Source organism: Polaromonas sp. P1_G2 (assembly GCF_056405515.1).
In genome coordinates, this window is the sequence record NZ_JBFUBY010000734.1 from 1 (window position 1) to 586 (window position 586).

Below are 586 nucleotides of genomic sequence, written 5' to 3' on the forward strand. Positions count from 1 at the left end.
ACTTCCCCAATGCCGGCCGCCTGCAGCGCGTGACCGTGCAGGCGGATGCAGCCAAGCGCATGCAGACGGCCGATCTGCTCAATCTCTATGTCCGCAATGCCAATGGCGGCATGGTGCCAATCTCGGCGTTCGCCACGGTGAAGTGGTCCATGGGACCGACGCAGGTCGTGGGCTATGACGGCTATCCCTCGGTGCGCCTCTCCGGCGAAACCAAGCCCGGCTATTCCTCCGGCGATGCGATCAAGGAAATGGAGCGGCTGGCGACACAGCTGCCCACCGGTTTCGGCTTCGAATGGACCGGCCAGTCGCGCGAGGAAATTCTTTCCGGCACGCAGGCGCCGCTGTTGATGGCGCTGTCCTGCCTGATGGTCTTCCTCTGCCTCGCCGCGCTCTATGAAAGCTGGGCCATCCCGGTCTCGGTGATGATGGTCGTGCCGCTCGGCGTCATCGGCGCCGTGGCCGCCGTCACCCTGCGCGGCATGCCGAACGACGTCTATTTCAAGGTCGGCCTGATTGCCATTATCGGCCTGTCGGCCAAGAACGCCATCCTGATCATCGAATTTGCCAAGGACCTGCACAATGAGGG

The 586-nt window shown here is 63.3% G+C and carries 1 protein-coding gene; it reads left to right on the forward strand.

Annotated elements, in window-relative coordinates:
- The coding region (locus tag AC1D0P_RS27260; protein WP_477679586.1) for an efflux RND transporter permease subunit at positions 1 to 586 on the forward strand (586 nt) is incomplete at both ends.